Source organism: Streptomyces lichenis, assembly GCF_023218175.1.
Taxonomy (GTDB): Bacteria; Actinomycetota; Actinomycetes; order Streptomycetales; family Streptomycetaceae; genus Streptomyces; species Streptomyces lichenis.
The window spans coordinates 96,414-118,439 of the sequence record NZ_JALPTH010000013.1 but is presented as its reverse complement, the minus strand read 5'-3'; the positions used below and the strand labels follow the sequence as shown (position 1 = coordinate 118,439).

At 74.4% G+C, this 22,026-nt stretch carries 21 protein-coding genes and 1 pseudogene; 8 read left to right on the top strand and 14 right to left on the bottom strand.

Annotated elements, in window-relative coordinates:
- Entirely contained in the window at positions 1-201 is a 201-nt protein-coding gene (locus M1O15_RS15315) for a hypothetical protein (protein ID WP_248634375.1), read from the top strand.
- A 43-nt stretch (positions 202-244) separates the two neighbouring features.
- Complete coding sequence (locus tag M1O15_RS15310) at positions 245-508, top strand: hypothetical protein (protein WP_248634374.1); 264 nt, start codon at positions 245-247, stop codon at positions 506-508.
- Between the two features lie 248 nt (positions 509-756).
- On the opposite strand, the gene ggt is transcribed toward M1O15_RS15310, so the two are convergent.
- Positions 757-2,508 carry a gamma-glutamyltransferase gene (gene ggt / locus M1O15_RS15305; RefSeq protein ID WP_248634459.1) on the bottom strand — a complete coding sequence of 584 codons (1,752 nt, stop codon included), beginning with the start codon at positions 2,506-2,508 and terminating at the stop codon, positions 757-759.
- A 354-nt stretch (positions 2,509-2,862) separates the two neighbouring features.
- On the opposite strand from ggt, the gene M1O15_RS15300 reads away from it, so the two are divergent.
- Positions 2,863-4,077, top strand: coding sequence for a L,D-transpeptidase (locus M1O15_RS15300; RefSeq protein WP_372499478.1), 1,215 nt, complete (start codon positions 2,863-2,865; stop codon positions 4,075-4,077).
- Positions 4,078-4,244: 167 nt separating this feature from the next.
- Entirely contained in the window at positions 4,245-5,831 is a 1,587-nt protein-coding gene (locus tag M1O15_RS15295) for an alpha/beta fold hydrolase (protein ID WP_372499477.1), read from the top strand.
- Positions 5,832-6,024: 193 nt separating this feature from the next.
- Here the strand turns inward: M1O15_RS15295 and M1O15_RS15290 are convergent, their stop codons facing one another.
- From M1O15_RS15290 to M1O15_RS31975, 4 genes are all read right to left on the bottom strand, one after another.
- Positions 6,025-6,453, bottom strand: a complete 429-nt coding sequence (locus tag M1O15_RS15290) for a DUF6278 family protein (protein WP_248634373.1) — start codon at positions 6,451-6,453, stop codon at positions 6,025-6,027.
- 61 nt (positions 6,454-6,514) lie between these two features.
- Complete coding sequence (locus M1O15_RS15285; RefSeq protein WP_248634372.1) at positions 6,515-7,294, bottom strand: exodeoxyribonuclease III; 780 nt, start codon at positions 7,292-7,294, stop codon at positions 6,515-6,517.
- 33 nt (positions 7,295-7,327) lie between these two features.
- Positions 7,328-7,966, bottom strand: a complete 639-nt coding sequence (locus M1O15_RS15280) for an MBL fold metallo-hydrolase (protein ID WP_248634371.1) — start codon at positions 7,964-7,966, stop codon at positions 7,328-7,330.
- Between the two features lie 19 nt (positions 7,967-7,985).
- Positions 7,986-9,746: an alpha/beta fold hydrolase gene (locus tag M1O15_RS31975; protein ID WP_248634370.1), complete on the bottom strand. Its 1,761-nt coding sequence runs from the start codon at positions 9,744-9,746 to the stop codon at positions 7,986-7,988.
- A gap of 177 nt (positions 9,747-9,923) precedes the next feature.
- On the opposite strand from M1O15_RS31975, the pseudogene M1O15_RS15270 reads away from it, so the two are divergent.
- A pseudogene (locus M1O15_RS15270) lies at positions 9,924-10,241 on the top strand (substrate-binding domain-containing protein); the annotation flags it as partial.
- Here the strand turns inward: M1O15_RS15270 and M1O15_RS15265 are convergent.
- Entirely contained in the window at positions 10,202-11,110 is a 909-nt protein-coding gene (locus M1O15_RS15265) for a sucrase ferredoxin (RefSeq protein ID WP_248634369.1), read from the bottom strand. The pseudogene M1O15_RS15270 and the gene M1O15_RS15265 sit on opposite strands and share 40 nt — an antisense overlap.
- Positions 11,111-11,120: 10 nt before the next feature.
- Positions 11,121-12,326, bottom strand: a complete 1,206-nt coding sequence (locus tag M1O15_RS15260; RefSeq protein ID WP_248634368.1) for a cupin domain-containing protein — start codon at positions 12,324-12,326, stop codon at positions 11,121-11,123.
- Positions 12,327-12,424: 98 nt separating this feature from the next.
- Between M1O15_RS15260 and M1O15_RS15255 the strand changes: the two genes are divergently transcribed.
- The gene (locus M1O15_RS15255) at positions 12,425-12,721 is read left to right on the top strand and encodes a hypothetical protein (protein ID WP_248634367.1); all 297 of its coding nucleotides are present in this window, start codon (positions 12,425-12,427) and stop codon (positions 12,719-12,721) included.
- A gap of 137 nt (positions 12,722-12,858) precedes the next feature.
- Positions 12,859-13,767, top strand: coding sequence for an NAD-dependent protein deacetylase (locus M1O15_RS15250; protein ID WP_248634366.1), 909 nt, complete (start codon positions 12,859-12,861; stop codon positions 13,765-13,767).
- Between the two features lie 16 nt (positions 13,768-13,783).
- Here the strand turns inward: M1O15_RS15250 and M1O15_RS15245 are convergent, their stop codons facing one another.
- Together M1O15_RS15245 and M1O15_RS15240 are read right to left on the bottom strand one after the other, a co-directional pair.
- On the bottom strand, positions 13,784-14,587 hold the full coding sequence (locus M1O15_RS15245; protein ID WP_248634365.1) for an SAM-dependent methyltransferase: 804 nt from the start codon (positions 14,585-14,587) through the stop codon (positions 13,784-13,786).
- 275 nt (positions 14,588-14,862) lie between these two features.
- Positions 14,863-16,239 (bottom strand): FAD-dependent monooxygenase, encoded by a 1,377-nt coding sequence (locus M1O15_RS15240; RefSeq protein ID WP_248634364.1) that lies wholly within the window; start codon positions 16,237-16,239, stop codon positions 14,863-14,865.
- Between the two features lie 121 nt (positions 16,240-16,360).
- Here M1O15_RS15240 and M1O15_RS15235 point away from each other — a divergent pair, with 121 nt between their 5' ends.
- Complete coding sequence (locus M1O15_RS15235) at positions 16,361-16,939, top strand: TetR/AcrR family transcriptional regulator (protein WP_248634363.1); 579 nt, start codon at positions 16,361-16,363, stop codon at positions 16,937-16,939.
- Between the two features lie 78 nt (positions 16,940-17,017).
- Here M1O15_RS15235 and M1O15_RS15230 read toward each other — a convergent pair whose 3' ends face one another.
- The 5 genes from M1O15_RS15230 to M1O15_RS15210 form a co-directional block, all read right to left on the bottom strand.
- The gene (locus M1O15_RS15230; RefSeq protein ID WP_248634362.1) at positions 17,018-17,572 is read right to left on the bottom strand and encodes a hypothetical protein; all 555 of its coding nucleotides are present in this window, start codon (positions 17,570-17,572) and stop codon (positions 17,018-17,020) included.
- A 2-nt stretch (positions 17,573-17,574) separates the two neighbouring features.
- Positions 17,575-18,771, bottom strand: a complete 1,197-nt coding sequence (locus M1O15_RS15225) for an ROK family glucokinase (RefSeq protein ID WP_248634361.1) — start codon at positions 18,769-18,771, stop codon at positions 17,575-17,577.
- A 139-nt stretch (positions 18,772-18,910) separates the two neighbouring features.
- Positions 18,911-19,705, bottom strand: a complete 795-nt coding sequence (locus M1O15_RS15220; protein ID WP_248634360.1) for an ATP-binding cassette domain-containing protein — start codon at positions 19,703-19,705, stop codon at positions 18,911-18,913.
- Entirely contained in the window at positions 19,702-20,691 is a 990-nt protein-coding gene (locus M1O15_RS15215; protein ID WP_248634456.1) for an ABC transporter permease, read from the bottom strand. Before M1O15_RS15215 ends, M1O15_RS15220 begins: the two co-directional genes overlap by 4 nt.
- Positions 20,692-20,744: 53 nt before the next feature.
- Positions 20,745-21,785: a sugar ABC transporter substrate-binding protein gene (locus M1O15_RS15210; RefSeq protein ID WP_372499476.1), complete on the bottom strand. Its 1,041-nt coding sequence runs from the start codon at positions 21,783-21,785 to the stop codon at positions 20,745-20,747.
- Between the last annotated feature and the right edge of the window lie 241 nt (positions 21,786-22,026).

Here is a 22,026-nt window from a genome sequence, read left to right as displayed (position 1 = left end):
GTGGGGGGAACGAACGAGGCGTGCGACGCCCGGGAGTCGGCGGAGGCCGCCTACGCGCGGCTGGTCGCCCACTACTCCGCGCCCGAGCGGGTCGGCTCCGCGCTGGAGCGGGTGAAGGCCGAGGCGCGCCGCCGCGCGGCGGTCCGGGCCCGCGGCGGGGTGCCGCACAACCGCGGGTCGGCTCCGCGCTGGAGCGGGTGAAGGCCGAGGCGCGCCGCCGCGCGGGGTCCGGGCCCGCGGCGGGGTGCCGCACAACCACACGGTCCGCGAGGTGGCCCGGTACTTCCGGGGCGAGGAGCGCGGCCGGGTCGATCTGCTCCAGGTGTCCCGGGCCACCGGCATCCCGCTGGGCGACTGCCGCCAGGTGCTGCGCGAGTTCACCGAGGCGGGACTGCTGAGGGAGTACGCGGAGCCGGCCGGTGAGCGCGGCGAACCGGTGCGCCGCTCCTACGAGCTGGCCGAGGGCGGCCGGGGCGGGATGACCGAGGTCTTCGTGGAGACCTGCTGATCCGGGTCACCTCCCTCCACCTGGGTGCCCTGCGACCCTTCCTGACCGCCGTCGGCTTCGTTGCCGGTGCCGGCTTCGCCCTGTCGGTCCACCTGGTTCTGCACCACCGCTTCATCCCGAAAGCCCTCGCCGCGTACAGCTCCCGATGGGGCCGGGCCGCGCGCCCGCCGCCATCGGGCCCGGATGGACGCTGTCAGCACGGCGGCCGCCCCCGTGGCCGTACGGGAGCGGCCGCCGCGTAGGTCACCTCACCCCGCCGGACGCACCACCATCGCCGAGCCGCCGCCCCGGCGGACCTTCTCGGCGGCGGCGAGCCAGCGGCCGTCGGGGAGGCGCTGGACGCCGGTCGCGGCGCCGATCTCCGGGTTCCGCTTGAAGGCGTGGCCCAGCGCTTCGAGTTCGGCGCGGAGCGGGGAGTCGTAGAGGGCGGGCTCCAGCTCGGTGGTGGCCGCGTTGCGCTGGCTGGCGCGGGGCGCGGCGATGGCCTCGACCAGCGGCAGGTCCCGGTCGAGGACGCCGGTCAGGGTCTGGAGCACGGTGGTGATGATGGTGGCGCCGCCCGGGGAGCCGACGGCGAGGACGGGCCGGTCATGGCGGTCCAGGACGATCGTCGGGGAGATCGAGGAGCGCGGCCGCTTGCCCGGTCCGGGGAGGTTCGGGTCGTGCACGGCCGGGTCGGCCGGGGCGAAGGAGAAGTCGGTCAGCTCGTTGTTGAGCAGGAAGCCGCGCCCCGGCACGGTGATGCCGCTGCCGCCGGTGGACTCGATGGTGAGGGTGTAGGCGACCACGTTGCCCCAGCGGTCGGCGGCGGTGAGATGGGTGGTGTTCTCCCCCTCGTACGTGGTGGGGGCGGCCTTCCCGGCGGTGGCGCACGGCCGGGGTGAGCGCGGGTCGCCGGGGGCGAGCGGGCTGGTGAGGGCGCGGTCGTCGCGGATCAGGCAGGCCCGGGAGTCCGCGTACCGCTGGGAGAGCAGCCCGGCGGTGGGGACGTCCTCGAAGGCCGGGTCGCCGACCCAGCGGCCCCGGTCGGCGAAGGCGATCCGGCTCGCCTCGATGGAGCGGTGCAGATAGCGGGCCTGGGAGGCGGCCGACAGGTCGGTGCGCTCCAGGATGTTGAGGGCCTCACCGACGGTGGTGCCGCCGGAGGAGGAGGGCGCCATGCCGTAGACGTCCAGGCCCCGGTAGGAGACCTTGGTGGGCTTGCGGCGGATGGTGTCGTAGCGGGCGAGGTCGCGGGTGGTGAGGTCGCCGGGGCGGACCGTGCGGGTGGCGCCGGGGCGCTTGGGCGGGGCCTGCACGGTGCGGACGATGTCGCGGGCCAGCTCGCCCCGGTAGAGCGCGCCGACCCCGTCGCGGCCGAGCCGGGCGTAGGTGCGGGCCAGGTCGGGGTTCTTGAAGGTGGAGCCGACGACCGGGAGCTCGCCGCCGGGCAGGAAGAGCCGGGAGCTGGCCGGGAAGTCGCGGAAGCGGGCCTCGTTGGCCTGGGTCTGGGAGCGGAAGGTGGCGTCCACGGTGAAGCCGTCCCGGGCCAGTCGCTCGGCGGGCTTCAGCAGGTCCTTCAGGGACTTGCTGCCCCAGGCGTGCAGGGCGGTGTCCCAGGTGGCGGGGGTGCCGGGGGTGCCGACGGCCAGGCCGCTGGTGACGCCCTCCTCGAACGGGATGGGCTTGCCGTTCTCCTGGAAGAGCGCGGCGTCGGCGGAGCGCGGGGCGGTCTCGCGGCCGTCGACGGTGTGCACCGTGCGGGTCCTGGCGTCGTAGTAGACCAGGTAGCCGCCTCCGCCGACGCCGGCCGAGTACGGCTCGGTGACGCCGAGGGCGGCGGCGGTCGCCACGGCCGCGTCCACCGCGTTGCCGCCGCGCCGCAGCACCTCGATCCCGGCAGCCGAGGCGTCGGCGTCCACGCTGGCCACCGCACCGCCGTAGCCGACCGCCTCGGGTGTCTTGGCGGGTGTCCGGGGCGGGGCGACCGGCGACCGGCCATCCGGTGGGGCGGCGGTCAGCCCGGTGAGGGCCGTCGCGGCGACGGCGGCCAGCGCCACCCCCCGCACCCCCCTGCTCCAGCGGGCCTGCTGTCCCTGCCGTACCTGGGCTCGACGCACCTGTACCTCCTGTCAACGGCCGTTCAGGCGGCCTCGGTTCCACGCCGCAGCCACCCCGCCGGGACCGGCTCGGCGGAGCCAGCCTGCCCGCCGGACGGCCGCTCATGTGCGGGCTGACGTGACAGGCGCGTGAAGAGGGCGGGGACGGGTGGGATGACTCACACGACCATCCCGGAGAAATGCGGGGCAAAGGGGCAACCACCGGCCGCGTGTCGCCCTCTCCCCGGGGGACGACGACCGCCGACGGAGGTATCCGTGACCACGCCCACCCGCCCGCGCACCCCTCTTCCCCGCAGCGCCCGTGCCCTGCCGCGCGCCGTGGTGCTCGGCTGCACCGCCGTGCTGGCCACCTCCGCGCTCTCCGCCTGCTCGGGCGGTTCGGGCGCGAAGGCGGACGACGGACGGGGCGGGGCGCCGGCGCCCGCCCGGATCTCGGTGAACCTCAGCGGCGAGCAGGCCGAGGCGGGCCGTCCGGTGACCGTGGAGCTGGCCGAGGGCACCCTGAAGCGGGTGGCGGTACGGGACGGGAAGGGCGGCACGCTGGACGGCGCGGTCTCCCCGGACGGCCGCCGCTGGACGTCCACCCGGCCGGCGGCGCCGGGCACCTCGTACACCGTGGAGGCCCGGGACGACAAGGGCGGCACGGCGAGCAAGCGGTTCGCCACCGCCAAGCCGGAGAAGATCAACAAGCTGACCCTGGCGCCGGGGAAGAACGCCACCGTGGGCATCGCCCATCCGCTGTCGGTGGTCTTCGACAACCCGGTGAAGAACAAGGCCGAGGTGGAGCGGCGGCTGAAGGTCACCACCTCCGACCGCACCACCGGCTCCTGGGGCTGGGTGAAGGACTACTCGGGGCGGGACCGGGTGGACTGGCGGCCCAAGTCGTACTGGAAGCCGGGTACCAAGGCCACCCTGAAGGCCGAGCTGAACGGGGTGGACTCGGGCGGCGCCGGGGGCTGGTTCGTCCGCGACTACACCACCACCCTGACGGTCGGCCGCAACCAGCTGGTCAAGGTGGACCTGGACGCCCACCGGCTGACCCTGCTGCGGGACGGCGCGGAGGTCCGCTCGCTGCCGGTGTCCGGCGGCACCCCCGGCGGCGACAAGCGCTCCTGGGGCGGCACCTCGGTGCTGATGGCCAAGGAGGGCACCATCAACATGCGCTCCGAGACGGTGGGGCTCGGCGACGCGTACGACAAGATGGTCGACTCCTCGATGCGGCTGACCTGGTCCGGGATGTACGCGCACGCCGCGCCGTGGAACCGGGCCTTCCTCGGGCGCGCCAACCACAGCTCCGGCTGCGTCGGGATGGGCAGCGAGGACGCGGCCTGGCTGTTCGGGCAGGCGCAGGTGGGCGACCCGTTCGAGATCACCGGCGCGGACACCAAGGGGAATCCGGAGGCGGGCAACGGCTACGGGGCGTGGAACGAGTCCTGGGCCGACTGGCAGGGCCGCAGCGCCCTGAGCTGAGGATCCCGCGGAGAGGCCCCCTGCGGAGAGGACCCCCGCGGAGAGGCTCCCTGCGGAGAGGCCCCCGACCCACGATCGTTACCAGTGCGTAACATACCGACTAGTTACCTCCGGTAAGGCACCCATGGTTACCTTCGGTTCACCCTTCAAGTGACTGGGGAGTAACCGTGGGACAGCCGCTCACATCCCTGCGTACCGCCACCTCCGCCGCCGCCTGCGCCGCCCTGCTGGCCGGCACCACCCTCGCCCTCACCCCCGCGCCCGCCACCGCCGCCCCGGCCGCCGCCTCCGCGCCCGGGGTGCGGTTCGTGGACATCCCCGGCGACGGCGGCACCATCCTCAAGGCCAATGTGGTCACCCCGCCGGGGGCCGCGCCCGGCAGCCGCCACCCGGTGATCGTCCTGCCCACCAGCTGGGCCATGCCGCAGATCGAGTACGTGGCCCAGGCGGCCAAGCTCGCCGCCGAGGGGTACGTGGTGGTCAGCTACAACTCGCGCGGCTTCTGGCAGTCCGGCGGCAACGTCGAGGTGGCCGGGCCGCCGGACATCGCCGACGCCTCCCGGGTCATCGACTGGGCGCTGGCCCACACCCCGGCCGACCCCGAGCGGGTGGGGATGGCGGGGGTCAGCTACGGCGCGGGCATCAGCCTGCTGGCCGCCGCGCACGACGAGCGGGTCAAGGCGGTCGCCGCGCTCAGCGGCTGGGCCGACCTGATCGACTCCATCTACAGCGGGCGCACCCAGCACCTCCAGGCCGCCGCCCTGCTCGGCGGCTCCGCCCAGCTCACCGGGCGGCCCAGCGCCGAGCTCCAGCAGGTGCTGAAGGACTTCCTCGCCTCCAATCTGGAGAAGGAGGCCGACATGATCGCCTGGGGCGCCAAGCGCTCCCCGGTCACCTACCTGGACCGGATCAACGCCAACGGCACCGCCGTGATGCTCGGCAACGCCTGGGGCGACTCGATCTTCCCGCCCAACCAGTACGCCTCCTTCTTCGAGAAGCTGAAGGGCCCCAAGCGGCTGGAGTTCCGCCCCGGCGACCATGCCACCGCCGAGGCCACCGGACTGCTCGGGCTGCCCAACGACACCTGGACCAGCACCCGGCGCTGGTTCGACCACCATCTCAAGGGCGAGGCCAACGGCATCGACCGGGAGCAGCCGGTCCAGCTGAAGGCCCGTACCGGCGGCGGCTACGAGGGCTACCCGGACTGGAAGTCGGTCGGCGCCACCGAGCGGAAGATCGCACTGGCCGGGCAACAGCGGCCCTGGGCGAACGTCAACTCCGGCGCCGACGGCGGCACTCTGATCCTCTCCAGCGCGCTGGACCAGTTCCTCAAGCTGCCGCCGCTGGCCTCCATCCCGCTGCTCCCCCGCTCCTTCACCGCCGTCTGGCAGTCCGAGCGGTACGGCAGCGAGCAGCGGGTGCGCGGCACCGCGAAGCTGCACACCACGCTCACCAGCACCCAGGCGAGCGGCACCATGGTCGCCTATCTGTACGACGTGGGGCCGCTGGGCGTGGGCAAGCTGGTCAGCCACGCCCCGTACACCTTCCACGACAAGACGCCGGGCCGGCCGTTCCCCGTCGACCTGGAGCTGTTCTCCACCGCCTACGACGTCCCGGCCGGCCACCGGCTCGCCCTGGTCGTCGACACCGTCGACCCGCTCTACATCGAGCACAACCCGTCCGGCGCGCGGCTGACCTTCTCCTCACCGGAGGCCGACCCGTCATACGTGTCGGTACCGGTACGCGAGGAGTGATCCCCGGCCGCCCGCCGGGCGGGGCAGGGCCTCCCCGTTCCCGGTGTTCCGGCGGTGTCACGGTCAGCGAAACTACCCAGCTCGGAAAGGGACTTCGCCGGTCCGACACGCGAAACGGGGCAGATGCCGCATGAGTCGTATGAGCGGCATGTGACACCGGCCCCCCTCGGGCGCGCCCCGGCGGGGGGCCGGGTCAGGTCTCGGCGGCCTCCGCGTACACCTGCGACAGCTCCGGCGAACCGCCCGCCGCCCAGTCCAGGCCCGCCGCCACCACGTCGATCTCCCGCCCGGAGGCGAGCCGCACCACCGGGTGGCCGGCGGCCGTCAGCTGCCACGCCGCACCCGGCACCGTACGCACGATGACGGTGCCGAGGTACAGCCCCGCGTCGTTGCCGAACCAGGGCAGCTCCTCGGGGTCCTCGCGCCAGCGCGGCGGGAGCTGGTCGATGGCCGCCAGCGAGTCCGGGGTGTCGTCCAGCCGCACCCCGTACCCCTGGACCCGGGCGCGCAGCAGCTCGCACTCGGCGAGCATGCCCGCCAGGGCGGCCGGGTCGCGCGGGCCGCCCGGGGCGGTCCGCTCGCCGTGTCTCCTGCGCCAGCCGTCCAGGAAGGGGATCTCCATCCCCTCAGCCTCGCATGCCGCACCCCGTCAGGTCGATCACCGGGCGCCGGCCGACGCCTCGTCAGACGTCGAGGTCGACCACCACCGGGGCGTGGTCGGACGCCCCCTTGCCCTTGCGCTCCTCGCGGTCCACATAGCCGTCCTTGACGGCGTCGGCGAACGGCTTGTTCCCGTACACCAGGTCGATGCGCATGCCCCGGTTCTTCGGGAAGGCGAGCTGGCGGTAGTCCCAGTACGTGTAGGGGTGGTCGTACTTCAGCGGGCGGGGCACCACATCGCCCAGCCCGGTGTCCCGCAGCGCGGCGAGCGCGGCCCGCTCCGGCTCGGTGACATGGGTGGCGCCCTCGAAGACGGCGGGGTCGAACACGTCGTCGTCGGTGGGCGCGATGTTGTAGTCGCCCAGCACCGCGAAGGGGCGCGGGCCCGCCGCGTCCTCCGCGACGGCCTCCTTCAGCGCCTCCAGCCAGCGCAGCTTGTACGCGTAGTGCTCATGGGCGACCTCGCGGCCGTTGGGCACGTAGACGGACCAGAGGCGGACCGGGCCGCAGGTCGCGGAGATCGCCCGGGGCTCGGCCACCCCCTCGTACTCCGGTCCGCCGGGCAGGCCGTGCACCACGTCCGCCAGGCCGGCCCGGGAGACCAGCGCCACGCCGTTCCACCGGCCGGTGGCGTGCACCGAGGACTCGTACCCCGCCTCGCGCAGCGCGTCGGTGGGGAACTGCTCGGCGGTGCACTTGGTCTCCTGGACGCAGAGCACATCAGTGCCGCTGCTCTCCAGCCAGGCCAGCAGCCGGGGCAGCCGGGCGGTGATCGAATTGACGTTCCAGGTCGCGATGCGCATGGCCCCCAGCGTATCGGGGGCCACTGACACCGCTCAGAGCTCCCGGGTCGCCCCCGGGTCCAGGGGCAGGTGGTCGGCGCCGGTGAGCCGGCCGACATGCCCCCCGTACACCGGGCGCGCCAGGTCCGTCAGCAGGGCGTCGTGGACGTCGATGGCGCGCACCGGCTCGACCTCGCGGACGTAGTCGACCACCTCGGAGACCTTGCTCCACGGCGCCATGATCGGCAGCAGCAGGGTCTCCACCGGGCGGCCGGGGACGGTGAGCGCGTCACCCGGGTGGAAGACGGAGCCGTCCACCAGATAGCCCACATTGGTGATCCGGGGGATGTCGGGGTGGATCACCGCGTGCAGCTCCCCGTGCACCTCCACCTCGAAGCCGGCGGCGGTGAAGGTGTCGCCGTGGCCGACGGTGTGGACACGGCCCGGGAAGGCCGCCGAGAGCGCGTCCGCGACACTGCGCAGGGTCCAGATCTCGGCGGCCGGGTCCGCGTCCAGGGCGGCCCGCAGCCGCCCCTCGTCGAAGTGGTCGGGGTGCTCATGGGTGACCAGCACCGCGTCCGCGCCGAGCGCGGCGTCCTGCTCGCTGAACCCGCCCGGGTCGATGACCAGGGTGCGCCCGTCCTTCTCCAGCCGGACGCAGGCGTGCGTCTTCTTCGTCAGCGTGATGCCCATACCGCCGTCCTCCTCCGCTTCACTCGCCGTAGGTCGCCCGCGCGTCGGCCTCTCCGCCGCCGTCCTCCCCCGCGCCGCTTCCGCCCGCGCCGGTCTCCTCGCGGACGACCCGTCCCGCGACGCGGAACGCCGCGTTGGCTGCGGGTACCCCGCAGTAGACGGCGCAGTGGATGAGGACCTCGCGGATCTCGGCGGGCGTCATCCCGCCCCGCAGGGCCGCCCGGGTGTGGAAGGCCAGCTCCTCCAACTGCCCGCCGGCGACCAGCGCGGTGAGCGTGACGGCGCTGCGGGTGCGGCGGTCCAGGCCGTCCCGGGTCCACACCTCGCCCCAGGCGTACCGGGTGATGAGCTCCTGGAAGTCGGCGGAGAACGCGTCGGCGCCCTCGGTGGCCGCGTCCACATGCGCGTCCCCGAGGACCTCCCGCCGCACCCGTATCCCGGCCTCGTACGCATCAGGCCGCCCGGTCTCGTACGGATCAGGACGCCTGGCCTCCGGCTCGGCCCCGGTGGCCTCCGACGCGGGGGGCACGAGGGGCGCGGAGGGGACGGGGGTGTCCAGGGGCGGGGCCAGGGGTACGGGCTGGGCCGGCGGCTCGGCGGGCCCCTCCGCCTCGGCGACCGGGGCGGGGGCGCCGAGGTCGACGGGGGCGGGCGCCGGGGCGGGGACAGGGGCGCCGAGGTCGACAGGGGCCGGGGCGGGCGGTGCGAACGGCCCGGTGGGGCCGGTGGGCGCGACGGGGCCGGTGGGTCCCGTGGGGCTGGTGGGTCCCGTGGGGCTGGTGGGTCCCGTGGGGCTGGTGGGTCCCGTGGGCTGGATCGGGCCCGGGTAGCCGTAGCCGGCGGGGGCCGGGGTGGGGGCCTGGGGGTACGGCGCGGGGGCGGGCGTGTAGCCGACCGGGGGCGGGCCGTAGCCGGCAGGGGCCGGGCCCGGTGCGGGCGCGGGGATCGGCGCCGGGGGCGGGACGGGGGCGGCCATTCCGGTGGAGGAGTCGGCGGCGGGCTGCCAGGCGGACGAGAGGTGGCGGATCAGGAGGTCGGTCACCGCGGCCGGCTGCTCGACCGGGGCCAGATGGGAGGCGCCGGGCACCACGGCGAGCCGGGCGTCCGGTATGCCGGCCACCAGGGTGCGGGCCTCGGCGGGGCCGGTGACCCGGTCCTCGGAGCCGACCAGCACCAGGGTGGGGACGCCGATCCGGCCCAGCTCGGCGCGTACGTCGAAGGCGGCCAGCGCCTCGCAGGCGGCGGAGTAGCAGCCCGGGTCGGTGGTGCGCACCATCTGCACAGCCCACTCCACGATGGCGGGCTGGGCCGCGGCGAAGCCGGGGGTGAACCAGCGCTCGGGGGCGCTGCGGGCCATCGGCTCCAGCCCGTTGGCCCGCACGATCGCGCCGCGCTGGCGGAACTCGTCGGCGGTGCCGAACCGGGGCGAGGCGGCGACCAGGACGAGCGCGGCCAGCCGGTGCGGGGCCCGCAGCGCCAGGTCGGCCCCGATCGCGCCGCCGATCGAGCACCCGGCGTACCCGAAGCGCTGCACGCCCAGCTCGTCGAGGGTGGCCAGCAGCCGGTCGGCCAGCTCCCCGACGGACGGCGCCGGGGCGGCGGGGGCGCCGCCGTGCCCGGGCAGGTCGAACCGGACGACCCGCCACTGCCGGGTGAGCTCGGGGATCTGCCGGTCCCACATGTGCCAGGTGGTGCCCAGCGAGGGGCCGAGGACGAGGACGGGAGCGTCATCGGGCCCGTCGGTCCGGTACTGGAGGGTGTTCGGTGATGTCTCGCTCACCCGTCCGACCCTCTCATGCACCGCGCGCTGCCACACGACCGGGGGAACGCGGCGGCAGATCCGAGGGCCGTCTTTCGCCCCCAGCCCAGGTCGCCCGACGCGGGGGCGAGCGCGGCGGCACAGCGGGAACGCGGGTCGGACGTCATCGTCAACTCCTCCACCAACGCCCATACCGTGGCGCGCCGGCTGCTCGACGGTCCCGACCGGCCCTCGGCCGTCTTCTGCGTCACCGACGACCAGGCGATCGGTCTGCTGCGGGCAGCCGCGGAGCTCGGGATCCGGGTGCCGGAGGACCTGGCGGTGGTGGCCTTCGACGACATCGCCGAGGCGGTGATCGCCGGTCCCCCGCTGACCACGGTGGCGTCCGCCCAGCGCGCGATGGCCCGCGCCGCGGTCGACCTGGCCTGGAAGGCGGGCCCGCCGGCCTTGGGGGAGGAGGCCGTGGTGCCCGGCGTTCACCCGGCCCGGCCTACATGCAGGGCCGTCACCTCGTAGGACACGGACGAGGCGGCGTGCAGGCCGCGGCAGGTGAGGCGGTTCGGCGGAGTGCGGTGCGAGCGCACCTCGACCTCGAAGGCCGACAGGCCGGTGAGACGGCCGGTGACGCGGATGTACCAGCGGTCGTGGTCGCGGACCGTCTCCTCGATCGCGTAGTCATGGCGGCCGGCTGGCCCAGCGTGGCGGAGCACCGCGGCGAGGGCGGCCTGCTGCGGCGGCACGAGATCGGTGTAGCCGCGCAGATGGTCGCCGTGGATGCGGCCGGCGAGGTGCTCCCCGACGGCGGTCACGGCGGTGGGGCCGTCCAGATTGCCGTAGTAGACCCCGTCCGGGGCGACGACCACATTGGCGGCGAAGCGGTCGCCGCCCACATGGGTGCACTCCCAGACCAGCTCGGGCCAACGCTCGCTGAGCGCGCGGCCGACCGGCCGGCCGCGTACGGCGCAGCAGGTGTCGTGCGTGCCGTGCGCGCAGACCAGGACGACCGGTGGCCACCCGGGTTCGCCGGGCGTGTCCAGGGCCTCGACGATCTCCCCGAGGTCCTCGTCGCGTCGCCAGGTCCCCCACCGCTGCCGATGCTCGCCGTCCGCGTACTGCCGCAGGACGGCCCAGCGCGGCAGGGACGAGGACGTGGTGCGGCGGCCGTGGCGGCGGATCAGCAGCATCCGGGCGCGCAGGGCCGCGGCGGCCGCGTACACGCGCGCCTTGACTGCGGGCTCCAGGTCCAGCCCGTCGAAGCCGTTGGCGGGCCAGCCGCCGCGGTGTTCGATCAGGATCCAGACCGAGCCGTACGGGGCGGTGCCCGCGAGGGCGTCGCCCCGCACCCGGGCGGCCTCGGCGCAGAAGAATCGGCTCGGTTCGGTCATCGCCGCCGCTTCACGCCCCGGCCGGCACCAGCACGCCCGTACGCAGCAGCCGTTCGGCGAGGGCGAGACCGAGGTCCCCGGCCGTGTGGACCTCGCCGTCCAGTACCCGCCGGACGGACGGAAGGTCCGCTTCCGCGAAGTCGAGCCAGCCGACCCGGGTGGACAGCCGCCGCCCGTCGAGGCGTGCCGCCAGAGCCCCGCGCAGGCGCAGCGGCACGTCGGGGGCGAGGGCGGCGAGGGCCGCCGACTGGGCGAGGGGGCCGAGCGGTTCGGGTCGCGACTGGCTCCGGCGGACACGCTGGACGCGGGGTGCGGGGTCGGCCCGGGTGAGCGCGGCGGCGAGCCGTTCGCGGACCAGGGCGAGCTCGTCGCCCGGGCCGTCCCAGCCGAGCGGCAGCGAACCGCGCATCTCCTCGTCCTCGACCAGCAGGGCGAGGGCGCTCTGCGCGAGGTGCTCGGCCAGCGCGTGGCGGGTCCAGGTGTGCACGCCGAGCGTCAGATGGATGGAGACCTCGCCCTGCGCCTGGGCGGCATGCAGCCAGCCGCGCGGCAGGTACAGCACATCGCCGGGCTCCAGCACGGTGTCCAGCCACGGCTCGCCCTCGGCCGCGGCGGCGACCTCGGCGCGGTGGTCGGTCCAGGGCTGGTCGCGCAGGGGGTCGGGATGGACGGGCTCGTGCAGGATCCACCGCTTGGTGCCGGCGATCTGCAGGACGAAGACGTCGTGGACGTCGTAGTGGTCGTCGAAGCCGCGGTTCTGCGGCGGGGTGATATAGGCGTTCGCCTGTACGGGGTGGCCGAGCTCCGTGCCGAGCCGGGAGGTGAGGTCGGCGACCGGTTCCCAGGTGCGCTGCAGCGCCTGGAGCACCAGCGTGGCGCCGTCGGCGAAGCTGCGCCACAGGGCGGTGTCGTCGAGCTGGTCCGCGATGGTGGCGCCGACGCCCGCGGGTGCGGTGAAGGCGGAGTCGGGGAGGGTGGCCCCGTTCTTGGCGACCCTCAGAAAGGGGGTGCGCAGTCCGCGGCGGGAGACCAGCTCGTCCACGGCACGCGCGGAGAAGAGGTCGGAGAAATCGTCGGCTGCGCGGGTGAGCGAGGGGACACGTCCCCAGACCTCGCGGGCGAACTCCTCACGGCCGAGGCCGGTCAGCCGCGCCGCGAGGACACCGCCGCCGTTGTCGGCGGCGGTGTCCTCGGTCGGCCGTGTGGTGGTGCTCAAGCGCCGGCACCGCCGTCGGCGCCACCGTCCCGCACACCCGGGGTGCCCGAGGCTCCGCCATCGGCCGGCCCCTCCGCACCACCGTCCGCGCCACCGTCGTGCACACCCGGGGTACCCGCCGCACCCCCGTCGGCCGGCCCCTCAGCACCGCCGTCGGCGCCACCATCCTGCACACCCGGCGTGCCCGCGGCGCCGCCATCGGCCGGCCCCTCCGCACCGCCATCGGCACCACCGTCATGCACACCCGGGGTACCCGCGGCGCCACCGTCCGCCGGGCCCTCCGCACCGCCGTCCGCACCACCATCGTGCACGCCCGGGGTGCCCGCGGCACCGCCGTCGGCCGGGCCCTCCTGCTGGGTCGGGTCCTGCTCGGGGTCAGTCATGGTTCCTCCTAGGGGTCGGGGACGACCGGACTCGGGGTCCCGGTCGGTCCCACTCGAAAACCCCCAGTACCCCCCACACGCCCACTCACGCGGCACCGGCGGCACCCGTTCCCCCACGGGCGGCCGACCCGGTTCCGTACGCTGGCAGCATGCGTATGCGCCCCACCCTGAGCTGGGTCCCGGACGGGGACCTTCCGCCCGGCACCACCGACTGGGAACCGGTCGCCGAGGTGCTGGGCGGTGGCGGGGTGCTGGTGCTCAGTGGCGCGGGCATCTCGACCGAGTCGGGGATTCCCGACTACCGGGGTGAGGGCGGGAGCCTGAGCCGGCACACGCCGATGACCTATCAGGAGTTCGTGTCCGACCCGCGGGCCCGGCGCCGGTACTGGGCGCGCAGCCATCTGGGCTGGCGGGTCTTCGGCCGCGCCCGGCCCAACGCCGGGCACCGGGCCGTGGCGGCCTTCGCGCGAGGCGGCCTGCTCTCGGGTGTGATCACGCAGAACGTCGACGGACTGCACCAGGCCGCGGGCAGCGAGGACGTCGTGGAGCTGCACGGGAGCCTCGACCGGGTCGTCTGCCTGTCCTGCGGCACCCTCGGGGCGCGCCGTGAGCTGGCCCGCCGGCTGGAGGAGGCGAACCCGGGCTTCGCGCCGACGGCCGCCGGGATCAACCCGGACGGGGACGCCGACCTCACCGACGACCAGGTCGGGGACTTCCAGGTGGTGCCCTGCGCGGTCTGCGGCGGGGTCCTCAAGCCGGACGTGGTCTTCTTCGGGGAGGCCGTACCGCCGCCGCGGGTCGAGTCGTGCCGGGCGGCGGTCCGGGAGGCGGCCTCGCTACTGGTCCTCGGATCTTCGCTGACAGTGATGTCCGGGCTCCGGTTCGTCCGCCAGGCGGCCGGGGAGGGGAAGCCGGTACTGATCGTCAACCGGGATCCGACCCGCGGCGACCGGTGGGCGCGGACCCGGGTGGCGCTGCCGCTGGGGCGGGCCCTCACCGAGGTGGCCGCCCGGCTGGGCGTCCCCGTCGAGGGCCCCGGCGACCCGGTCACGGGCTGAGCGGGTGGTCTCGGGCTCACGGGATACGGGCCACGGCGCCCCAGCCGGCTCGGGCGGTCGTGGTGCCGGTGTTCTCGTCGGGCCGCCAGTTCGGCCAGGACACCATCCCCGGCTCCACCATCCGAAGGCCGTCGAAGAACGCCACGGTGGTCTCCGGCTCCCGGAAGATGTACGGGATGGCGCCGCTGCTGTTGTACTCGTCCTGCACGGCGCGGTGGGTCTCGTCGCCGGCGGTGGAGTGGCTGAGCGCCAGATGGCTGCCGGACGGCAGCCGGTCCACCAGCCGCCGTACCAGGGACAGCGCCTCGTCCCAGTCCACGATGTGCCCCAGTACGTCGGAGATCACCAGCGCGACCGGCTCGGACAGGTCCAAGGTCTGTGCCGCGCCGTCGAGCACCGCGTCGGTGTCCCGCATGTCCGCCTCCACATAGGCGGTCGCGCCCTCGGGGGTGCTGGTCAGCAGGGCGTGGACGTGCAGCAGCACCAGGGGGTCGTGGTCGACGTAGACGATCCGGGACTCCGGGGCCAGGCGCTGGGCCACCTCGTGGGTGTTGTCCACCGTGGGCAGCCCGGCGCCCAGGTCCAGGAACTGCCGGATGCCGGCGTCCCGGGCCAGATAGGTCACGGTGCGCCGCAGGAAGTCCCGGCTCTCCCGGGCGAACGTCTCGATGAGCGGGTACTTCTCCCGGTAGGCGTCGCCCGCCGCCCGGTCCGCGGCGAAGTTGTCCTTTCCGCCGAGCCAGTAGTTCCACACGCGCGCGGAGTGCGCCACGCTGGTGTCGATCCGCGCGGGCAGCTGGGGTTCCTCACCTGCACTCATCAGCCGGTGCCTCTCTCGTCTTGGTCGGTTTCCAGTCCGTGCTCAGGGCCGGGATGCGGTGTCACGGGCCCGGGTGCACCATCGTCATGCTTCGGAGAGCGGCGAGGGAGCCGGGTTGCGGGTATCTCCTCGCGATCTGTACGACACGGTGGAGCGCGGGCCGCGCCGGCTGTGTCACAGGCCCAGTGGCAGGCGAGCTCTCCGTCCGGAACGAGGTCTCGCGGCGGACGCCGCCGACCGAGGCCCGCGCGGCCTGCCCCATCCCCGACCGCCGGTCAGCCCAGGTAGCCGTCCGGGCGGATGCGGAAGATGGCGCCGGGCTCGGCGGCGTAGGCGGCGAAGGCGTGGCCGTCGGGGTCGGTGACATGGCGGCCGTGGGCGGGCGGGGTGGTGCCGGGGCGCAGTACGGCGTAGGCGTGCGGCTCGTCGGGGGCCGGGGTGCCGAAGTACAGGCGGGTGGCGTGCGGGCCGCGGAAGAGGTCGAAGAGGCGGACGGGCCGGCCGGCGGGGTCCAGCAGCGGGGCGTCCGGGGCGCGGTCGCCGGGGGCCAGGGGGCCTTCGGCGTCCGGGGCGCGGTAGCTGATGTCCAGGCCGTAGCCGTCCGGGCCGCGCCGGTGGGCGTCCTCGCGGCCCTCGGTGTACCGGTCGAGCAGGGCGGTACTGGCGCCCAGGACGCGGGCGGCCACCGTGCGCCGCTCGGTCTCGTAGGTGTCGAGCGCGGTCTCCCCGGCGAGCTTCCAGCCCAGGTTGTAGGCGTCCTGCACACCGGTGTTGAGGCCCTGGCCGCCGGTGGGCGGGTGGACATGGGCGGCGTCTCCGGCGAGGAAGACCCGGCCGGCCCGGTAGCGCTCGGCCAGCCGGGCGTTGGGCCGCCAGACGGTCGCCCAGCCGTGGCCGGTCAGCCGTATTCCGGCGCCGCACCGGTCCAGCAGGGCCTGCATGGTGGCCAGGGAGGCGTCGTCGCCCTCGCCGAGAGGGCTGATGAACTGGAACGCCCCGGTGCCGGGCAGGGGGGTGAGGGCGACCCCGTGCACCGGGTCCTCCGCCCGGGCGAACCAGTGGCCGAGGGCGAGGTCGAGACCGGGCGCGGTGACATCGCCGACCAGGACCCGGAAGGACTCGTCGGTGGTGCCCGGGAAGGCCACCCCGATCGCCTTGCGGACCAGGCTGGCGCCCCCGTCCGCGCCGACCAGGTAGTCGACGCGGGGCCGCTCGCCGGTGGACAGCCGGGCGGTGACCCCGTCGGGGTCCTGCTCCAGGGCGGTCAGCGCGGTGCCGAGCTCGACCTTCACCCCGTACTCGGCGAGCCGGGCCCGCAGGATCGCCTCGGTCTGCGACTGGCCCAGCACCCAGGGGTCGGGGTAGGGCACGGCCGGGGTGGGCGCGGCCGGTTCGACCATCCGCCGCTCCCCCGCGTACACGCCGTCGAGATGGACCCGGAAGGGCGCCGTCGGCGCGCCGGCCCGGAGTACGGCGTCCAGGACGCCGAGGTCGTCGAAGACCTCCAAGGTGCGCGGCTGGAGGCCGTCGCCGCGCGAGCCGGAGAAGAAGGACCGGGCCTTGTCGATCACCCGCACCTCCACTCCGCGCCGGGCGAGGTCGATGCCGAGGGTGAGTCCGGTGGGTCCGGCGCCGATGACGAGGACGCGCATGGGGTTCTCCGTTCGGGGGGACGTGAGCGGGCGCGAGGATTTGCTGAATTGAGATTCAGTGAATGCAGGTTCAGCATGCGCGCTGCTAGCGTGCGTCGTCAAGTGGCGAGGAGGAACGGACGTGCGGGCGAGTCGGGAGAAGCAGGCGGCCGACACCAGGGCGGCTCTGCTGGCGGCGGCCGAGCGGGTGTTCGCCGCGAAGGGGTACCTCAACACCAAGATCACCGACATCACGGCCGAGGCCGGACGCTCGGCGGGCTCCTTCTACAACCACTTCACGGGCAAGGAGCAGCTGCTGGAGGCGCTGCTCGGGGAGGTGGCCGCGGCGAGCGACGCCTGGGCCGCGGACGAGGCGCACAGCGCGGACTTCTCCGACCCCGAGGCGATCCGCCACCATGTCTCCGCCTACTGGCGGGTGCACCGCGCGCACGCCCCGACCATGGCGGCGCTGCGCCAGGCGGCGCTGGTGAGCGAGGAGTTCGCGGCCGTGCTCGACCGCTTCCGGCGGGACCAGAGCGAGGACCTGGCCGGGCATCTGGCGCCGGTGGAGCGGCTGCCGGCCGCGCCGGGGACCAGTCTGGCGCTGATGACGACCGTGCTGGAGGGGCTGGCCGGGCTGTGGCCCGAGCTCTCCGAGGAGGAGGCCGTGGAGGCCGGCACCCGCTTCCTCTACCGGGCGCTGAACGGCCGGGACTACTGACCCGGGGCCTGCGGGGGGGGGCGGGGTTGCCGACCCCGGGCCCGGGTCTCCGGAAGGGGCTCCTGCGGGCCCGGGGCGTCAGGGGGTGGTCGTGGAGACCACGTAAACCCGGGGGGCGGCCGGGTCGGTGAGGTCGACGGTGATGTCCCGGTCGGGGCGGGGGGTGGGCAGGTGGTGGGTGGTGGCGGCCCAGTCGCGGCGGTCGGGGAAGGTCCAGCCGACGGTCGCGGCGTCCCGGTGGCCGACGCTCACCCTGCCGGTGTCCAGGGCGGAGCGGCTGGTGCCGACCCGCTCCAGGAAGGTGTCCAGGCCGGAGCCGCTGGTGGTGAACTCCACGTACAGCCGGCTGGTCTTCCAGTTGCTGGTCTCGAAGTAGGCGACCTCGGTGGCGCCGCCCGGGATGGGCACCTCGAAGACCCGGCGCTTCATCTTGGAGGGCCACTGGTCCTGGAGGCCGGCCACCGAGGACTCGGCGGCCTTGTCGCGGCCGCTGTCGCGGCTCTGCTGGGCGGAGATCACGAGATAGCCGGCCGGGATGCCGATGAGCAGCACGATGACCAGCGCGGTGATCACCCGGCGGCGGATCATCCGGCGGCGCTCGTCGGCGGTGGCGGGCTGGTGCAGGACGGACATGGCTACGGTTCCCGAGGGGTGGGTTCGGTCTCCGTACCGTCGGCCACCGCACCGCTGAAGGGCAGGGTGCCGGTACGGATGGCCTGGGCGTACCGCTCGTAGCGCTCATGGCGCTCGACGCGGCGGCGGTTGGCGCGGCGGAAGCGCCGGGCGACCAGCCGGGCGAGGTCGGCGGCGCCGACCATGCCGGCCTCGGGGCCGAGCTGGGCCTTGGCGATCCGGGCCTCGGGGCGGTAGCCGCGGCCGGTGAGGTGGCGCTTGAAGGCGTCCCGGGCGGGGACGATCAGCAGGTCGTCGGCGGCCGAGACACCGCCGCCGATGACGAAGCAGGAGGGGTCCAGGGCGGCGGCCAGGTTGGCGATGCCGACGCCGAGCCACTGGCCGATGTCCTGGAGCAGCTCCACGCACATGGCGTCGCCCTCGCGGGCCAGCTCGGTGATGAGCGGCCCGGTGATGTCGGGGACGCTGCCCTTGACCCGTTCGATGATGTCGTGCGCGACCGGGGAGTCCGCGGCGGCCAGCTCGCGGGCCTCGCGGACCAGGGCGTTGCCGGAGCTGTACTGCTCCCAGCAGCCGCGGTTGCCGCACGGGCAGCGGTGCCCGCCGGGGACCACCTGCATATGGCCGAACTCGCCGGCCACCCCGTACTTGCCCCGCTTGACCTGGCCGTCCTCCAGGATGGCGCCACCGATACCGGTGCCCAGGGTGATCATCACCAGATGGTCCTCGCCGCGGCCGGCGCCGAAGCGCCACTCGGCCCAGGCGGCGGTGTTGGCGTCGTTGTCCACCATGACGGGGACGGCGAGCCGGGCCTCCAGGGCGTCGCGGAGGGGTTCGTTGCGCCAGGCCAGATGGGGGGCGAACAGCACCCGGCTGCGGTCGGCGTCCACCCAGCCGGCCGCGCCGATGCCGACGGCGTGCACATCGTGCCGGTCGGAGAGGTCCAGGACCAGCTCGGTGATGGTGTCCTCGACCACCTTGGCGCTCTTGGACTTGTCGGGCGTCTCGGTCTTGATCCGCTCCAGGATCTGACCGTCGGCGTCCACGACGCCCGCCATCACCTTGGTGCCGCCGATGTCGATGCCCACGGTGGGCACGCGGGGCGCGCTCAGATGCGAGCGGCGCTCCCGGGTCCCGACGGTCCGCAGCACGGTGGCGCGGGCGGAGCCCCGGTGGGCGACGTCTCGGTACGTGCTCAACGGTCCTCGCGTGGGTGGTGTCGGTGGGGCCGGCGGGACGGGGCGCACCGGCGGCGGACGGCGCCCGCCGGGACCGATTCTGCCAGGTGCGCACCGCCGGGCGGCCGGGCCGCGGGGTGCGGCGGCCCGGCGGCGCGGATCACCTTCCGGGGTCGCGCTCCAGTTCGTGGCGGAGGTCGTCCAGTTCGCTGCCGCCCGCCATCTGCCTGGTCAGCTCGTCGAGGGTGACCGCCTCGCGGGTGTGGGCGGCGGCCATGGCGCCGCGCTTGAGGAGCACGAAGCGGTCGCCGACCAGGTAGGCGTGGTGCGGGTTGTGGGTGATGAGGACCACGCCGAGCCCGGCGTCGCGGGCGGCGGCCACGTACTTCAGGACCACTCCGGACTGCTTGACGCCGAGCGCGGCCGTGGGCTCGTCCAGCACCAGCACCTTGGCGCCGAAGTGGACGGCGCGGGCGATGGCCACGCACTGCCGCTCGCCGCCGGAGAGGGTGCCGATGGGCTGGTCCACGTCCCGCAGGTCGATGCCCATCCGGAGCAGCGCGGAGCGGGTGGTCTCGCGCATGGCGGCGGTGTCCAGCCGGCGGAGGGGGCCGCGGCCGGTGGTGGGCTCGGAGCCGAGGAAGAAGTTCCGCCACACCGGCATCAGGGGGACCACGGCGAGGTCCTGGTAGACGGTGGCGATGCCCCGGTCCAGGGCCTCGCGGGGGGAGCCGAGGCGGGTCTCCTCGCCGTCGATGCGCAGGGTGCCGGCGTCATGGGGGTGCAGCCCGGCGATGATCTTGATCAGGGTGGACTTGCCGGCGCCGTTGTCGCCCAGCACGCAGGTGATCTGCCCGGCGCGCACCGAGAGGTCGATGCCGTCCAGGGCGCGCACGGCGCCGTACTGCTTGCCGACGCCGTCCAGCTCGATCAGAGGGGTGGTCCCGGGGCTCATCGGGCGGCCTCCGCGCGCTTGCGGACCCAGGCGTTCAGCAGGGTCGCCAGGAGCAGCATCGCGCCGAGGAAGAATTTGAACCAGTCCGGGTTCCACTCCGCGTACACGATGCCCTTGCTGGTCATGCCGAAGATCAGCGCGCCGACCGCCGCGCCCACGGCGGAGCCGTAGCCGCCGGTGATCAGGCAGCCGCCGATGACCGCGGCGATGATGTAGATCAGCTCGTTGCCGACGCCCTCGCCGGACTGGACCACGTCGAACGAGAACAGCAGGTGCTGCCCGGAGACCCAGGCGCAGAAGGCCACCCCGGCGTAGAGGGCGGTCTTGGTGGCGCGCACCGGTACGCCGACGGCGCGGGCCGCCTCCGCGTTGCCGCCGACCGCGTAGACATGGTTGCCGAAGCGGGTGCGCAGCAGGATCCAGGTGGCCACCGCCACCAGGGCGAGCCACCAGAGCACGGTGACCTTGATGCCGACGCCGCCGACGGTGAAGGCAGAGGCGAAGAGCGCCCGGGCGGAGCCGAAGCCCTCCATGTCGGCGATGGTCTTGGTGGAGACGGTGCCGCCGACCAGCTTGGTGACGCCCAGGTTGAGCCCGGTCAGCATCAGGAAGGTGCCCAGCGTGATGATGAAGCTGGGCAGCTTCGTCCGGGTGAGCATCACGCCGTTGAAGACGCCGACGGCCAGGGTGACCAGCAGCGATACGGCCGCGCCGACCCAGACGTTGGCGGTGAACTGGAAGCTCACCATGGAGGAGACCAGCGCCGAGGTGGTGACCAGCACCCCGGCCGACAGGTCGAACTCGCCGCCGATCATCAGCAGCGCCACCGGCACCGCCATGATCCCGATGGTGGAGGCGGCGTAGAGCACCGTGCCCAGGCTGGCGGGGCGCAGGAAGCCGTCGGCGGCGACCGCGAAGAAGAGGAAGACGGCCAGCGCGCCGACCACCGAGCCCAGCTCGGGGCGGCCCAGCAGCCGGCGGGCCAGCGGGGGGCGGCTGGTGGTACGGGCCGCCGGGGCGGCCTCCTTGGCGGCGGCGGTCACCGGGTGCCCCGCCTGGTGTACTCCTCCAGCCGCGCGGCGTCCTCCTTGGTGACCACCTGCGGTCCGGTGAAGACCGGGCGGCCGCCGCCGAGGACGTCGGCGTTGTAGCGGTAGAGCCAGAGCAGGTCCACGGCCTGGTAGCCCTGGAGGTAGGGCTGCTGGTCCACGGCGAAGCCGAGGTCGCCGCTCTTCAGCCCGGCGGCCACCTTGGGGTTGAGGTCGAAGGTGTCGATCTCCGCCCGGGAGCCGGCGGTCCGCTTGGCCTGCGCGGCGGCGTCCGCGAACGGCGCGCCGAGGGTGACCACCGCGTCGATGGCGCGGTCGGTCTGGAGCTTGGCCTCGATGGAGGCCTGCACGTCCGGCATGGTGGTGCCGTCCACGTAGAGGTTCTCCACCTGGCCGGGGAAGGTCTTGCGGACCCCGTCGCAGCGCTGCTCATGGCCCACGTTGCCCTGTTCGTGCAGGACGCACAGCGCCTTCTTGCGGCCCCGCTCGCCGAGCTCGGTGCCGACGGCCTGGCCGGCCACGCCCTCGTCCTGGCCGATATGGGTGAGCGCCCCGTAGGCCTTGGACTGGTCGGCGCCCGAGTTGACGGTGATCACCGGGATGCCGGCCTTCACGGCCCGCTGCACGGCGGCCTTCATCGCCTCCGGCTTGGCCAGGGTGACGATCAGCCCGTCGACCTTCTTGTCCACGTAGGAGTCGATCAGCTGGGCCTGCTGCTGGCCCTCGTCGCTCTTGGCGTAGAGGAAGTCGATGTTGTCCTTGACGGCGGCCTGCTTGGCGCCGCTCTGGACGATGTCCCAGAAGGTGTCGCCGTCCCCCGAGTGGGTGACCATGGCGACGGTCCAGCGGGGGGTGTCCACGGCCGAGCGGCCCTCGGCGGCGGCCGCCTTGCGGGCGTCCTCGGCCCGCTTGCCGCCGGTGGAGCTGCATCCGGTGAGGACCACCCCCAGCACCACCGCGAGCACCGCCCCCACCGCGCGTACCGGGAGGCCCCGTACCGGCCCGTGTCCTGTTCTGACTGCCCTTGCCACGCCGCCGTGCCCTTCTCGCCGTACCGCTCGCCGCCGGGACACCGACCGCTCCGTCCCGACCGGCCAAGTATGGGTCATCGTGCTCCGGCGCCCGGTCATCGGCCCCGTCATCGGGTGCCACCACCCCCGTCCGTCCCCGTCTCCGCCGTCCTCGGGCGTTTGTACGGGTGGCGGGGCCGGCGGTCAAGAACGCGGACGGTCGGCCCGGTGGCCGCTGGGCCGACCGCGGTGATCGCTTGAC

Excerpts from the sequence above, each read along its gene's own strand:
- M1O15_RS15290 (WP_248634373.1), bottom strand. The coding sequence starts at position 6,453 with ATGGAGATCCCCTTCCTGGACGGCTGGCGCAGGAGACACGGCGAGCGG.
- M1O15_RS15285 (WP_248634372.1), bottom strand. The coding sequence starts at position 7,294 with ATGCGCATCGCGACCTGGAACGTCAATTCGATCACCGCCCGGCTGCCC.
- M1O15_RS15280 (WP_248634371.1), bottom strand. The coding sequence starts at position 7,966 with ATGGGCATCACGCTGACGAAGAAGACGCACGCCTGCGTCCGGCTGGAG.
- M1O15_RS15265 (WP_248634369.1), bottom strand. The coding sequence starts at position 11,110 with ATGACCGAACCGAGCCGATTCTTCTGCGCCGAGGCCGCCCGGGTGCGG.
- M1O15_RS15250 (WP_248634366.1), top strand. The coding sequence starts at position 12,859 with ATGCGTATGCGCCCCACCCTGAGCTGGGTCCCGGACGGGGACCTTCCG.
- M1O15_RS15245 (WP_248634365.1), bottom strand. The coding sequence starts at position 14,587 with ATGAGTGCAGGTGAGGAACCCCAGCTGCCCGCGCGGATCGACACCAGC.
- M1O15_RS15240 (WP_248634364.1), bottom strand. The coding sequence starts at position 16,239 with ATGCGCGTCCTCGTCATCGGCGCCGGACCCACCGGACTCACCCTCGGC.
- M1O15_RS15230 (WP_248634362.1), bottom strand. The coding sequence starts at position 17,572 with ATGTCCGTCCTGCACCAGCCCGCCACCGCCGACGAGCGCCGCCGGATG.
- M1O15_RS15220 (WP_248634360.1), bottom strand. The coding sequence starts at position 19,705 with ATGAGCCCCGGGACCACCCCTCTGATCGAGCTGGACGGCGTCGGCAAG.